14 protein-coding genes and 2 pseudogenes are annotated in these 12383 nt (G+C 59.8%); 12 read left to right on the top strand and 4 right to left on the bottom strand.

All coding sequences use genetic code 11. The features are described from left to right. Positions 1 to 198 precede the first annotated feature (198 nt). Entirely contained in the window at positions 199 to 1167 is a 969-nt protein-coding gene (locus tag J2J98_RS04700; protein ID WP_064710914.1) for a DMT family transporter, read from the bottom strand. 310 nt (positions 1168 to 1477) lie between these two features. Here J2J98_RS04700 and J2J98_RS04695 point away from each other — a divergent pair, with 310 nt between their 5' ends. After that, complete coding sequence (locus tag J2J98_RS04695) at positions 1478 to 2392, top strand: LysR family transcriptional regulator (RefSeq protein ID WP_064707017.1); 915 nt, start codon at positions 1478 to 1480, stop codon at positions 2390 to 2392. Here the strand turns inward: J2J98_RS04695 and J2J98_RS04690 are convergent. Beyond that, positions 2381 to 3334: an alpha/beta fold hydrolase gene (locus tag J2J98_RS04690; RefSeq protein WP_207602467.1), complete on the bottom strand. Its 954-nt coding sequence runs from the start codon at positions 3332 to 3334 to the stop codon at positions 2381 to 2383. The two genes, J2J98_RS04695 and J2J98_RS04690, sit on opposite strands and share 12 nt — an antisense overlap. Positions 3335 to 3357: 23 nt before the next feature. Continuing rightward, positions 3358 to 3579 (bottom strand): DUF2798 domain-containing protein, encoded by a 222-nt coding sequence (locus J2J98_RS04685; protein WP_064710912.1) that lies wholly within the window; start codon positions 3577 to 3579, stop codon positions 3358 to 3360. A 179-nt stretch (positions 3580 to 3758) separates the two neighbouring features. Between J2J98_RS04685 and J2J98_RS04680 the strand changes: the two genes are divergently transcribed. The 8 genes from J2J98_RS04680 to J2J98_RS04645 all read left to right on the top strand — a co-directional run bounded on the left by J2J98_RS04680 (position 3759) and on the right by J2J98_RS04645 (position 9049). Further along, complete coding sequence (locus J2J98_RS04680) at positions 3759 to 4541, top strand: SDR family NAD(P)-dependent oxidoreductase (protein WP_207602466.1); 783 nt, start codon at positions 3759 to 3761, stop codon at positions 4539 to 4541. Positions 4542 to 4803: 262 nt separating this feature from the next. Continuing rightward, positions 4804 to 5238 carry a cupin domain-containing protein gene (locus J2J98_RS04675; protein WP_207602465.1) on the top strand — a complete coding sequence of 145 codons (435 nt, stop codon included), beginning with the start codon at positions 4804 to 4806 and terminating at the stop codon, positions 5236 to 5238. A 1-nt stretch (position 5239) separates the two neighbouring features. Then, on the top strand, positions 5240 to 5695 hold the full coding sequence (locus J2J98_RS04670) for a carboxymuconolactone decarboxylase family protein (RefSeq protein WP_064706353.1): 456 nt from the start codon (positions 5240 to 5242) through the stop codon (positions 5693 to 5695). 129 nt (positions 5696 to 5824) lie between these two features. Then, positions 5825 to 6268: a peptide-methionine (R)-S-oxide reductase MsrB gene (gene msrB / locus J2J98_RS04665; RefSeq protein WP_064706352.1), complete on the top strand. Its 444-nt coding sequence runs from the start codon at positions 5825 to 5827 to the stop codon at positions 6266 to 6268. Beyond that, on the top strand, positions 6269 to 6775 hold the full coding sequence (gene msrA, locus J2J98_RS04660; RefSeq protein ID WP_207602464.1) for a peptide-methionine (S)-S-oxide reductase MsrA: 507 nt from the start codon (positions 6269 to 6271) through the stop codon (positions 6773 to 6775). It begins immediately after the preceding gene. Between the two features lie 156 nt (positions 6776 to 6931). Then, positions 6932 to 7660, top strand: coding sequence for a hypothetical protein (locus tag J2J98_RS04655; protein WP_207602463.1), 729 nt, complete (start codon positions 6932 to 6934; stop codon positions 7658 to 7660). A 198-nt stretch (positions 7661 to 7858) separates the two neighbouring features. Continuing rightward, a complete protein-coding gene (locus tag J2J98_RS30825) occupies positions 7859 to 7981 on the top strand; it encodes a hypothetical protein (RefSeq protein ID WP_138393779.1) in 123 nt (40 codons plus the stop codon). 126 nt (positions 7982 to 8107) lie between these two features. Next, positions 8108 to 9049 carry a YeeE/YedE thiosulfate transporter family protein gene (locus J2J98_RS04645; RefSeq protein ID WP_246569390.1) on the top strand — a complete coding sequence of 314 codons (942 nt, stop codon included), beginning with the start codon at positions 8108 to 8110 and terminating at the stop codon, positions 9047 to 9049. 102 nt (positions 9050 to 9151) lie between these two features. Here J2J98_RS04645 and J2J98_RS04640 read toward each other — a convergent pair. Continuing rightward, positions 9152 to 9547: pseudogene (locus J2J98_RS04640) on the bottom strand (alpha/beta fold hydrolase); the annotation flags it as partial. Position 9548: 1 nt separating this feature from the next. Here J2J98_RS04640 and J2J98_RS04635 point away from each other — a divergent pair. From J2J98_RS04635 to tldD, 3 genes and pseudogenes are all read left to right on the top strand, one after another. Next, a pseudogene (locus J2J98_RS04635) lies at positions 9549 to 9656 on the top strand (invasion associated locus B family protein); the annotation flags it as partial. Between the two features lie 439 nt (positions 9657 to 10095). Continuing rightward, positions 10096 to 10737, top strand: a complete 642-nt coding sequence (locus J2J98_RS04630; RefSeq protein ID WP_064706347.1) for a peroxiredoxin-like family protein — start codon at positions 10096 to 10098, stop codon at positions 10735 to 10737. Between the two features lie 217 nt (positions 10738 to 10954). Beyond that, on the top strand, positions 10955 to 12370 hold the full coding sequence (gene tldD / locus J2J98_RS04625) for a metalloprotease TldD (RefSeq protein ID WP_138393780.1): 1416 nt from the start codon (positions 10955 to 10957) through the stop codon (positions 12368 to 12370). Positions 12371 to 12383: the final 13 nt, after the last annotated feature.

Genomic DNA, 12383 nt, shown 5'->3' with positions numbered 1-12383 from the left:
CCCACTCTCGCGGATGAACACATACCCGAGCGGCCGCTTTGCGCCTTCATCTCGGTCATACAGTCCACCCAAGCGGTGTCTTGAAAGCGACAATGCGGTGCACTGACGAGGTGGCGCGTGTTGCGTCAACAGCGGACCATTGCATTAAACTTGACTGCCTTTCCGCTAAGTGTCTGTCACTGGCCTGCCAACAGCAGATCACTCATGCGCCAGGACTGCCTTTCCCCACGCGAATTGGCGATTGTAGAAAATCCGCACTGACAGAACCACGCCCGCGATGAGGACAACCACTCCAGCGACTTCGATCGGGGTTGGCCAACGGGCATGGACGACAAGCCCTCCGATAACGCCAAAGGCGGTTTCCGAAACGATCAATTGCGCGGCTAATGCAACGGGCAGGCTCCGTGATGCGATGTTCCAGGCCAAGACGCCGCCTACGGTTGCCAGCAGCGCGAAAGATGCGCCCCAAAGGTACAGATTGCCGGCGGCGCTCCATCCAAATCCCAAAGTCGGAAGCTGGAAGAGGTTCATGGCGGCACCGAAGGGATAGAAGGCCAGCATCAAGACGCCGCCGCCCACCAGTATCAGCGCCGACCACACGCTCGAGTGCACATCCGGCCGGGCGGCGAGTGCGGCCTGATTTGCAAGCGCGAACCAGCACCAAAGGCCCACTGCAGCGAGCGCCAGTGGCACGCCGATCCACATTGATCTAACGGAGTCCAGTCCCTCGGCTGTGAATGACGTGCCATTGACGAGAGCAAGGCCGACCACCACCAGCGCCAACGGCATCATAAGCGACCGCCATGGCAATGATCCCTGGCGCTGGTTGCCAATGACCATCAGGACGATCGGTACCAGACCGAGAAAGGCCGGAGCGATGACCGGGCCAGCAAAGACCGCAGCTCCCGTCACCGTCAAGAAATAGCCGACATATCCAATGAAAGCGAGCCAGATGGCCTGCAAGCAATTGCCAAGCGTGAGATGGCGCACGACGCCCTTCTGCGAAAGCAGAATGTAAAGTCCGACCAGCGCTGAGACGACATGACGAATGAGGGCGAAATCAAAGTTGGAATAGTCACCGATGATGAAGGGCACGACGAAGTTGAGGGAAAAGGCAAAGGCTGCAAACAGAGCAGCAGACACGCCGACATAGAAGGTTCTGTCCATCGTGTTCACCTTTCGGAGTTTCGTCACTGAGCCAGCTATCTTCGTGAAGCCGACAGTGTCGGTTGATCGAATGGGTGAAAATTACCGGCCGCGAGCCCAGGCCGGTACCCAGTGAAAATGAGAACCACCTTCTCGATGCTCGTCAGAGGATAGTGAAGCGGTTCTGCGCCGCCGAGGTCAGGTAGAGCTGCAAAGTGGATGGCCGGGGAACAGCCAGCCGGGATATCAGTCCCGCAGGTGGTTGTGGCGCTATTCACCGAAGCAGATTTCTCATATCCTCGACATCCAGGCTTGTAATCGGCGGGATGTCATGGATCGGCTTGATGCAATGCGGGTTCTGCTTGCGGTTGTTGACGCCGGGAGCTTGTCGGCGGGCAGTCGCAAGCTGAACGCGCCGCTGCCGAGCGTCAGCCGCAAGGTCGCCGATCTGGAACGGTACCTCGGCACCAATCTCGTCATCCGAACAAGTCGCAACCTACAGCTGACCGATGCAGGGCGTGACTATGTCGACGCCGCACGCAAGATCATCGCCGATCTTGAAGAGGTCGAACGCAGGGCATCAGGTGAGTACCAGACGCCGCGGGGCCTGCTGACCATCACGATGCCGATTGAATTTGGCCACCGGTATGTGCTGCCGATTGTTCTCGACTTCATGAGCAAGCATCCGGAGGTGACATTGAATGTTCTCTCACTTGACCGGTCTGTTCATCTGGTCAACGAGCAGGTCGATATCGCCATTCGGCTGGGTGAGCTGGTCGACAGTTCGCTCTATGCCGTAAAGGCTGGCGAATTCCGTCTGTTGACCTGCGCAAGCCCCGCCTATCTGGAGCGGCATGGCATTCCTCAACATCCCACCGAACTCACCAGCCACGACGGGATCATGTTCCACAACCGGTCGTTCTTCTGGAGTTTCGAGATCGACGGGAAGTCTGTCGAGGCGATGCCGCGGACCCGGATCGAGGTCAACACGGCGGCCAACTGCGTTGCCGCCGCGCGAAACGGTGCCGGGATCGCCCGCCTCTTCGACTATCAGGTTCCGGAAGAAGTGTCCTCGGGCGCGCTTGTGCAGATTTTGAAGGACTATGGCGGCGAGCCCAAGCCGATCCACATCGTCTATTCGCGTCAGGGCCTGCTCGCCCTCAAGGTGCGTGCCTTCATTGATTGGGTCCTGCCCCGGCTTCGTGCCGCCTGCAGCAACTATGGCGATGTCCCGTCACTGGAATGATGTCCGCACTTCTTGGACCGTCCGCCCCACATCCTGGAGATGCGGATAGTGACCGATGTCGGGAAGGACCGAGAGCTTGGCCCCGATCCGTTCGGCGAATTCCTTGCCCATTTCCTTCTTGATGTAGAGGTCCTTCTCGCCCCAGACCACCTTCACCGGGGTCCTGAGCTTTTCCAGATTGGCCTCGAAATACGCCTGGTCCCTGGTGAAATGCGCGTAATAGCTCGCGAAGGCGTCCGCTGTCGTGAGCGCGCCATAGGACCAGCCCTGCGCCATGTCGTTCCTGAACCGGGCAGAGAGTTCGAACTGCGCCTCCTTGGCCAGCCCTCTCCTGAAAGCGTTCTCGAGAATGTCGGCGCGGTTCCTGTTGAGTTCCTCCCGCGCCTGATCCGCGGACGACTTCTCCTTCAGCTTCTGCAGGCTCGCATACATGTAAGTCGGGCGGTCGAAGGGCGCGAAGTCACCGACGATAATGGTTCGCGCAATGTCGGGCTTCTTCAAGGCCAAGAGAAGCGCCGGGAGGGCACCGATATCCGTGCCGTAGATCGTGAGCCTGGACCTGTCGATGTGCGCCCTCTCGAGGTAGCCGTCCAGTACATCCGCATAATCCATCGGCGCATACGAGAAGCGGTCAGTCGCCGGGCGCGAGGAAAACCCGTAGCCGGGCCAGTCGAAAGCGTGGACCTCGTAGTCGTCGCCGAGAGCCAGGGAAGCCTCCTTCCAGGCATACATGGTTTCCGGAAAGCCGTGCAGGAAGAGAACCGTTCCCTTTGGCTTCGCATTGCCCACGACCATCCTTCTCAGGGTGATGTCCTTGTCGATCTGAATGAAGCTGATGTTTGCCCTCGGTGGAGCCCCGTAGTTCTGAGCGTGCGTTGTTGTCGTAATCGCGGAAAGTACCGCGGCAGCCGCAAGCAGCTTTCCAAGCGTGGTCCTGGTCATGTCAGTAGCTCCGTGTCGGCGCGTCAGCGAACGACGCGGTCAACTTGCGCCTGAAGACGCGGGCCGATCAGCAGGATGGCCGGGATGACGATGAGATAGGCTATGCTCCACGAGCGGAGCCATGTCAGGACGAACCCTTTCGAGAAGCCGAGATTGAGCGCGAGCAGCGTGAAAGAGATCAGCCCTGTCGTTACGATACCCATCGACAAGGCGAAGGCGATCTTGCGTTTGAAATGCGTGTCCATGTTGGCCTCCTGGATAGATATGGAATCACCCTCTCACGATTGGGATCCCGGGTTAGCGCTTCAAAATCGCGCAATGCTGCTGCACACGGTAGCAAGGGAACCTGAGAGGCAGCCTCTTGAATTCGGCAAGTTTCCAACGGCACGGAAACCGATAGACCGATCGCGAAAGGACGAAAGTCATGTCGCGAACACGCCCCAAGGCTCTCATCACTCATGCATCCTGCGCGATTGGGCTGGTCTACGCCGATCGCCTGGCGCGCCGTGGCTACGACCTCGTGCTCGTAGCCGATCGCGGCCAGCGTCCGACCGCGCTTGCGCGTATCCTACAGCGCGAAACCGATGCACGTATTGAAGTCCGCGTCGCCGACCTGACAAGGGAACGTCACCTCAAAGATGTCGAGGCCGAGGTCCCAGGCCTCGACCTCCTGATCAACAATCTCGAGCTGCCAATCGATGGATCGATTGTTTATGGCAGGACGCCAAGTCTCGATCGGCTGCTTGATATCAACATCAAGGTCCACGCCTGGCTCACGGCAACGGCAGCCAGAAGCATGGTGATGCGGCGCAACGGCGCGATTGTGAATGTTGCGTCGGCGGTTGGTCTGGCCCCCGAGTTCGCCACAGGCGCCCATGGTGCCACCAAGGCCTTCGTCATCGCGCTGACCCGAACGTTGCAAGCCGAATTGGTGCCCGATAACGTCTATGTGCAACTCGTCATCGCGGCTGCCACACTGACCCATGGCTGGCCATGGGATGATTGTCGGCCCGAACCTCTGCCCGGCGTGATGACGCCACAGGACTTCGTCGATGCCGCGATGGTAGGGTTTGATCTTCGCGAGCCCGTCACCATCCCCTCACTCGCTGAGGCTGATGGCTGGATGCGATATGAAAACGCCCGAAACGCGCTGCTTTTCGACCTCGTCAACGGCGACCCCGCCTCTCGTTACCTGAAGCGGGGCTGATGGAAAACGAGAGTCTCACTCTCGCTTTCGCTCGCTACCGGGCAACTCTTCTCAGGCTCATTTTCCCGTCATCGCAGCCCACAATCGTATTGGTCCGGGCGGCGTCCACCAAAACCCGAAAGGAAATGCCATGCCTGAGACAATGGGAACGGCCGTCATTACCGGGGCTTCGAGCGGCACGATGCCCTTTATGCATTACAGCGACAGGTAGGACCGTCGCGAAGGAAACAATGTTCAACACCTGCAAGGGAGAAAAGCCATCATGAATGCACGATTCATCGGCGCAGCCTGCGCCATTCTCGCCATTGCCACACCCGCAGTTGCTCATGGGCCAGGCGATGTCGTCATGCCCCATTTCGAACACGCGATACCGAACATTCCCGGAAAGACACTGACAGCGCTGGTCGTCGACTATCCACCGGGCGGAGCCTCCGTTCCGCACACGCACGCGGACTCGGCCTTTATCTTCGCCTACGTCCTCTCCGGAGAGATCGAATCGAAGGTAAACGACGGCCGGATCCAGCGCTACGACGCCGGCGAAAGCTGGTACGAGCCGCCGGCAGCCCGCCATCTCGTCAGCCGCAATGCCAGCAAGACCAAACCGGCAAAGCTGCTCGCCGTGTTCGTCGCCAACTCCGAGGAGAAAGCGCTGACCACTGCGGCCGAAGAGAGCAATACCGCAGAAAGGAAGCAATAAGATGAGCAAGCGCCTTGATTACAACCAGATCGCACCAGCCGGCGCCAAGGCCCTTGGCGGGATCTACGGATACGTCTCGCAGAGCGGCCTTTCCCCGACGCTGGTCGAACTGGTCTATCTTCGCGTTTCCCAGATCAACAACTGCGCCTTCTGTCTGGACATGCACACACGCACCTTGCTGAAAAAGGGCGAGAAGATTGAAAAGATTGCCCTGCTGCAAGCCTGGGCGGAAGCCGGCGAACTCTTCGATGCGCGTGAACGGGCCGCTCTCGCCTGGGCGGAGACGGTGACGCGCGTGGCAGAGACCGGCGTACCGGATGAGGCCTACGGGAAAGCCAGAGCCGTGTTCGACGAACGGGAGCTTGTTGACTTAACAATCGCGATCAGCCTGATGAACAGCTACAATCGCATGGCCATCAGCTTTCGCAACACGCCGCAGGCTGCGCTTGAGCCATAGCACCGGCGCCGCCCCAATTGACCGCGGAGGCAATCTGTCGATGCCTCCGCCACCGTGCCGGCTTCGCAGTGAGATACCCATCGATCGCAATGGCGGGGTTCCGGCAAATCACCGAGGAAAGGAAAGGAAATGGCCTACGCAAAGACCGACGAGGCAATCGGAAAGCTGACGCCCGAGCAGTATCGAGTAACGCAGCAGAATGGCACCGAGCGCCCCTTCACGGGAGAGTATAACGACAACAAGCGGCCGGGGATCTATGTCGATATCGTATCCGGCGAACCGCTATTCGCCTCGTCCGACAAGTTCGATTCTGGTTGTGGATGGCCAAGTTTCACCAAACCGATCGTGCCGGCGAATGTGCGGGAGCTACGGGACGGCTCGCACGGCATGATTCGCACCGAGGTGCGCTCCGAGCATGGCGACAGCCATCTGGGCCACGTGTTTACGGACGGCCCGCGCGACCGGGGCGGCCTCAGGTATTGCATCAATTCCGCGGCATTACGTTTCATCCCCCGTGAGCACATGGCGGCGCAGGGCTACGGGGCGTTCATCGAACAAGTGGAGGATATCTGAATGATCAGCAGAGCTGTTTTGGCCGGTGGCTGTTTCTGGGGAATGCAAGACCTGATCCGCAAACTTCCCGGCGTCATCGAGACCCGTGTGGGCTACAGCGGCGGTGACGTCCCGAACGCCACCTACCGCAATCACGGGACCCACGCCGAGAGCATCGAGATCATCTTCGATCCTAAAATCATCAGCTACAGGCAGATCCTGGAGTTCTTCTTCCAGATCCACGATCCAACGACAAAAAACCGGCAGGGCAACGACATCGGCCTCTCCTATCGTTCGGCGATTTACTACGTCGACGACGAACAGAAGCGAATAGCCGAAGACACCATTGCCGACGTCAACGCTTCCGGCATCTGGCCGGGCAAAGCGGTGACCGAGGTGGAGCCAGTGGGGGACTTCTGGGAGGCCGAACCGGAGCACCAGGACTACTTGGCGCGCTACCCCAACGGCTACACCTGCCATTTTCCACGCCCCAATTGGGTGCTACCCCGTAGATCAGCGGCCCAATAGCGGGCCGTCGCCTCGACCGTAAGACACATTGCTTTCAACGCGTCCGGCGGAAGCGGCGGGCGCGCATTTTCAGCTAAAATATGCTATACACCATAGTCGCAATTGGGGCAGACTTGCGAGTAATCTCTTCATGGACTTCGCTGAAGGAGAGAGGCGATGAGCAGTGCGCTGCATCCACTGCTAGAGGAAGCCTTGACGGCGCATGGCGGACATGAGCGCTGGCGCAACTTCACCGGCATTGCCTCGACCATACTGACCGGCGGAAAGCTATGGGAACTGAAAGGCGCTCCGATAATTCCTGTGCCTCGGCGAGCAACGACCGAGTTCCGCCGCCAATGGACTCGCGTTACGCCCTTTGGCGAGCCAGATTGGGCAATGACCTGGACCCCGGCCCATACGGAGATTGCGGCTGGAGACGGTTCGCTCGTCGCGGAGCGAGACAACGGTCGTGATGCGTTTGATCGAACCTTTGATGGGCCTTGGGACCCGCTGAACCTGGCCTATTTCAATGGCTATGCGATGTGGACCTACCATGCGACGCCGTTTGTTTTCGGCGAGCCGGGATTTGAGGCGCGCGACGTTGCCCCGATCGAGGAGGCAGGTGAATTGCTTCGCGGCGTAGCCGTGCGCTTCCCCGGGAACATCGCCACCCACACGCGCGAACAGCGCTTTTACTTCGACACGAATGGGCTGCTTCGACGTCATGACTATACGGTTGATGTCTGGGCCGACACTCCGGCTGCGCACTTTGTCGCTGATTACGTCGACGTTGATGGCCTGAAGTATCCTACCCGACGCAGCGTATTCACTCTCAAACCGGACGGCACTCTCGACCGCGATTTCAATGCCGTCACCATAGAGCTATCGGAATATGCGCTGTTTTGAGACTGGCGTCATGGATTTCGTGGGCGGTTGAGCTGCCAGCCAATTCGTTCCAGGTTCTGAAGAAAGGCGGCAAACTTGTCTTCGCCGTTCCCTTCCGGACCGGGCCCTAGCTGAAGCTATGAGGTCACGGCTTGCTTCTTTCTCGTTGACGTTTCCACGGCGAGCTTGCGAAAAATATCATCGCTCGTCAGCCAAGGGATGATTCAGGTTCATATCGGGCCTAAATTGCCCTTCGAACAAGCAAGGGAGGCCCATCTCATGCTGGAGGGAAGCCTTCCTCGTCCGAAAGGCAAGATTGTCCTCGTGATGAACGTGCAATGATGCGTGCGCGGTCGTCGCGCAATGGGCAAGTGTGCCGTCGCCGGACGGCTTTCCTCGCCTGTCAATTGGCGAGCGTCGTCTTTGAGACGGTCGTGAAAGACATTCCGTTTGCGGAAGGAGTTCCTCGTGAACGTCTTGTCCTTGAGCACTGTCGCCACGGGTGCCGGGCTTTGGCTGGCAACAGCAATGATCGGGGGACTAAGTTTCGTGCTTGGCTTCGCGATGAACCATGGGTCGATTTGTACCGTCATTGCGACCACAGAGCTCATTGAACAGAAGAGGCCGGCCCGGTTTGTGGCCCTGGTCGAATGCGCGCTGTGGGCTGCGATCGGCTACACAGTTCTCGGGGCGTCGCCGACAATGCAGGATGTCTGGGCACCTGTGATCTACTTGGCTGCCGCAGCGTGCGTATTCGGGGTCGGCATCTATGTGAACGGCGCCTGCATCTTTGGCTCGGTGGGGCATTTCGGGAATGGCGATATCGACTTCGGTTTTACGTTTCTCGGGGTATTCGCGGTTCTCTGCTTCGCATTCCTGATCGGTGGCGATGTAAATCAAATGCCCGTCAGCGCAGCGCCACCGATTGGCCTGCAACTGTTGATCCTTGCGTTGGCGGCGTTGCTGGTGGTGAGATTTTCCGTCTTCAATTCCGGGAAGAACTTCCAACGGCTGACCTTGGCGATGTGCGCCATCGGCATGACATCGGCGGTAATTTCAGTCTTGGCTCCGCGCTTTTCGATTACGACGACGATTGGGTCAATTCTCTCGATCCCCGTCGCCGGCATCCTGATTTTCATCTGCATGTTCGGCGGCAGCCTAGTCTCAGCGCGCCTGCGGAATCGTCGCTTCGTCCTGAAACGTCCCACCAGGCTCGACATTATCAGGCGAATGCTCGGCGGCCTTCTCATGGGGCTAGGCGCGGTCCTGATTCCGGGAGGCAATGATACGCTGCTGCTGGTTGGCTTTCCCATGGGCGCATGGCAGGCCGTGCTGGCCTACCTCCTGATCGTCGCCACACTCGCCCTGCTGATCGCAAGATTTGGCTCTGCGGCAAGGTCGTGGTCTTAGGTTCATAAACAACCCTACTTGGCTCCCGCAAGGCCCTCAGTGTCGCGTCACGATCGACGGCGTGTCGGAGCAGTCTCAGACTTTCCCGCCAAGCTCGGACATTCAAGACCGCAAAGTTCTGAATGCTGCCCGGATTTCTTCGCTGAAGACTTCGGGCTCCTCCCAGGCTGCAAAGTGCCCGCCCCTCGACGCGCGATTGTAGTAGATCAGTTTGGGATAGGCCTCAGTCAGCCACCTCTTCGGCGGGTTGTAAACCTCTCCGGGGAACACCGTGACGGCGACCGGCACCTTGATGGGGGTCAGTTTGATGCCCGAGGAAGCATTCTCCCAGTAGATCCGACCACTCGACGAGCCGGTGTTCGTCAGCCAGTAGAGTGTGATGTTGTCGAGGATTGCATCCTTGCCCAGGGCGCGCTCCGGATCTCCCCGTTCATAAACCCAGTCGGCGATCTTGTCGTAGAGCCAGGCCGCCAGACCGACGGGAGAGTCAGCCAGGCCGCGCAGCGGCGCCCAGGCGACCTTCATCGTCTTCCAGACCCCGGAAGAAGGCATCGGCATCCCCGTCGACCTCAAAGGTTTCGCCGAAGGCTTTGACGCGCTGCCGTGAGGGTAACGGCGGCCTGACGCGGATCCGCACCCTCATCCGCTTGCCGGCACTGACCGGGGGTCGAGCCACTGGTCTCGGTCCCTCCTTCGGAGCCCGCGTGCGGGGAGAAGGTGATATGCCGCAACCTCTTCGTTCCTGGCCAACCTCTCGCAGAAAGGTCGGCCAATTATCGACTTGAGCGAATGTTGCCGCTCATTCCACTTCATTTCCGCTAGGGCCCCCCCATGCCGCTAAAAAGTTGGCTTCGTGGGAACTGGACTTTTTCAATTCACGATACGCTGTTTACCACTTGCCTGCGGACCAATGTGGGACCATTCTCGGATCGGATGCTGGCGGTACGGTAAGACGAGAGGTCAGGCCTTGCAACGCTCAATCTCGACCTCGAAGCACTTCAACGTGGCGCCTTTTCTCGACTGATCCCCGAGCAAGGAGGTTGTCCATGTCCACGCGCTATGTCGACCATCCGCTGCAACCGGGCGACCGGGTCCCGAACGTTGTGTTTGATGCGATCTCGCGCGAGGGGAAGATCGCGCTTGATGATTTTCGCGGCCGCAGTCCATTGTTGATCGGTTTGTTTCGAGGCCTGCATTGTCCGTTCTGCCGCCGCCATGTCGCGGCCATGGCATATCTCAACCCGATGCTGCGTGAGCAGGGCGTCCAATCCCTGGCGGTGGTAAACACCCCGGTCGAACGCGCGCGCCTGTATTTCCGTTACCATCCGATGCCCGATCTTCTTGCTGCTTCCGACCCGGTACGGGCTTCGCACCAAGCCTTCGGTTTACACGAGGTCGGGATCGACACGCTCATGGCGATACGGTTCACTCTTCCGGGCGAGTTGCCCGAGCCTGTGGGCGTGAGGGCAATGACCGAATTTCTCAACAAGAAGGAAGGATATCAAATTACGGAAGCCGATCAGCAGATGATGACCGCCGACCAGGGGCAGCTTGTCGGTCAGTTTCTGATCGACCGGGAGGGCATCGTACGGTGGAGCTTCACTGAAGTTCTGAAGGCTGGGCTCCAAACATTCACGGCACCGAATTCCGAGGAGTTGATGTCGGCAGCCTCGCAAGTCGCACATTAACAAGGAAAACTCGCTCGACGCCCTACCGCCGGAGTGGTTAGCGTCGCCTACTCCACGCAAGGCGATCAACCGGGTTGCATCATCTTCGAGACGCATCCCACCTCCCGAGATCATCCCTCGACAAAGAATATTCGCCTTGAGGGCTTCACTCCTTGTTATATGGAGCCCTATCTAGGGAATAAGCGCATTCCCTAACGCATGCCCATTGGAGCCCATCATGACCACCGATCTCCTGACGCTTTTCGACGCCGACGAAGCCACGATGCGCGGCCTCGTCGCCGAGGCCCTCACCGGCGCCGATGACGGCGAGCTGTTCATCGAGCATGCGCAGGCCGAAGCGCTGACTTTCGATAATGGCCGGCTGAAGGGCGGCAGCTTCAACACCGAACAGGGCTTCGGGCTTCGTGCCGTTGCCGGCGAAGCTGTGGGTTATGCCCATGCCGGCGATCTTTCGGTGGCGGCGCTGAAACGGGCGGCCGATGCGGTGGGCGCGGTGACGCGCGGCTATTCCGGCACCTATGCCGCCGCTCCCCAGGGCACCAACAAGAAATTCTACGGCGACCAGAACCCGATCGGCCAGCCGAGCTTCGAGGAGAAGGTCAAGGTCCTGCAGGACATAGACGCCTATCTCAGGGGCAAGAACGACAAGGTTCGGCAGGTGACGGCCTCGGTCGCAGCGAGCTGGCAGGTCGTCGACATCCTGCGCGCCGACGGCCATCGCGTGCGCGACATCCGGCCGATGACGCGTATCAACATCTCCGTCGTGGTCGGCGAAGGCGAGCGGCAGGAGAGCGGGTCCTACGGCAGCGGCGGGCGCATTGGCTTCGGCGATTTCATTGCCGAGGGCAGCTGGCAGTACGGCGCCGACGAAGCGCTGCGCCAGGCGCTCGTCAACCTGGAGGCGATCGACGCGCCGGCGGGCACGATGGATGTCGTTCTTGGTTCCGGCTGGCCGGGCGTGATGCTGCACGAGGCGGTTGGTCACGGGCTGGAGGGCGATTTCAACCGCAAGAAAACGTCGGCCTTTGCCGGCCTTCTCGGCCAGGTCGTCGCTGCGCCCGGCGTTACCGTCGTCGACGACGGCACGATCGACAACCGCCGCGGCTCGATCACCATCGACGATGAGGGCACGCCGTCCGGCTATAACGTGCTGATCGAGAACGGCAAGCTCGTCGGCTATATGCAGGATCGGCAGAATGCCAGGCTGATGGGCATGGCGCCCACGGGCAACGGCCGCCGTCAGGGCTATGCCCATGTGCCGATGCCGCGCATGACCAACACCTATATGCTCGGCGGCGACAAGACGCCTGATGAAATCATCGCCTCGGTGAAGAAGGGCATCTATGCCGTCTCCTTCGGCGGCGGCCAGGTCGACATCACCTCGGGCAAGTTCGTTTTCGGCTGCACCGAGGCCTATCTGATCGAGAACGGCAAGATCGGCGCGCCCATCAAGGGCGCCATGCTGATCGGCAACGGGCCGGACGCGATGAAGCGGGTGTCGATGATCGGCAACGACATGAAGCTCGACACCGGCATCGGCAATTGCGGCAAGGCCGGCCAGTGGGTGCCGGTCGGCGTCGGTCAGCCGCATCTGCGCATGGATCAGGTGACGGTCGGCGGCACGCAGACCTGAGGCGGGAGGAACT

This window comes from Rhizobium bangladeshense, from assembly GCF_017357245.1.
GTDB lineage: Bacteria > Pseudomonadota > Alphaproteobacteria > Rhizobiales > Rhizobiaceae > Rhizobium > Rhizobium bangladeshense.
The sequence above is the reverse complement of the archived record's forward strand: the minus strand, read 5'-3'. Positions and strand labels throughout refer to the sequence as shown.

What these genes read in the sequence shown, in the direction of transcription:
- J2J98_RS04685 (WP_064710912.1), bottom strand. Translation starts at nt 3,579, where the DNA reads ATGGACACGCATTTCAAACGCAAGATCGCCTTCGCCTTGTCGATGGGT.
- J2J98_RS04655 (WP_207602463.1), top strand. Translation starts at nt 6,932, where the DNA reads ATGAGCAGTGCGCTGCATCCACTGCTAGAGGAAGCCTTGACGGCGCAT.
- tldD (WP_138393780.1), top strand. Translation starts at nt 10,955, where the DNA reads ATGACCACCGATCTCCTGACGCTTTTCGACGCCGACGAAGCCACGATG.
- J2J98_RS04700 (WP_064710914.1), bottom strand. Translation starts at nt 1,167, where the DNA reads ATGGACAGAACCTTCTATGTCGGCGTGTCTGCTGCTCTGTTTGCAGCC.
- J2J98_RS04630 (WP_064706347.1), top strand. Translation starts at nt 10,096, where the DNA reads ATGTCCACGCGCTATGTCGACCATCCGCTGCAACCGGGCGACCGGGTC.
- J2J98_RS04670 (WP_064706353.1), top strand. Translation starts at nt 5,240, where the DNA reads ATGAGCAAGCGCCTTGATTACAACCAGATCGCACCAGCCGGCGCCAAG.
- msrB (WP_064706352.1), top strand. Translation starts at nt 5,825, where the DNA reads ATGGCCTACGCAAAGACCGACGAGGCAATCGGAAAGCTGACGCCCGAG.
- J2J98_RS04690 (WP_207602467.1), bottom strand. Translation starts at nt 3,334, where the DNA reads ATGACCAGGACCACGCTTGGAAAGCTGCTTGCGGCTGCCGCGGTACTT.
- J2J98_RS30825 (WP_138393779.1), top strand. Translation starts at nt 7,859, where the DNA reads ATGATTCAGGTTCATATCGGGCCTAAATTGCCCTTCGAACAAGCAAGG.
- J2J98_RS04675 (WP_207602465.1), top strand. Translation starts at nt 4,804, where the DNA reads ATGAATGCACGATTCATCGGCGCAGCCTGCGCCATTCTCGCCATTGCC.
- J2J98_RS04695 (WP_064707017.1), top strand. Translation starts at nt 1,478, where the DNA reads ATGGATCGGCTTGATGCAATGCGGGTTCTGCTTGCGGTTGTTGACGCC.
- J2J98_RS04680 (WP_207602466.1), top strand. Translation starts at nt 3,759, where the DNA reads ATGTCGCGAACACGCCCCAAGGCTCTCATCACTCATGCATCCTGCGCG.
- msrA (WP_207602464.1), top strand. Translation starts at nt 6,269, where the DNA reads ATGATCAGCAGAGCTGTTTTGGCCGGTGGCTGTTTCTGGGGAATGCAA.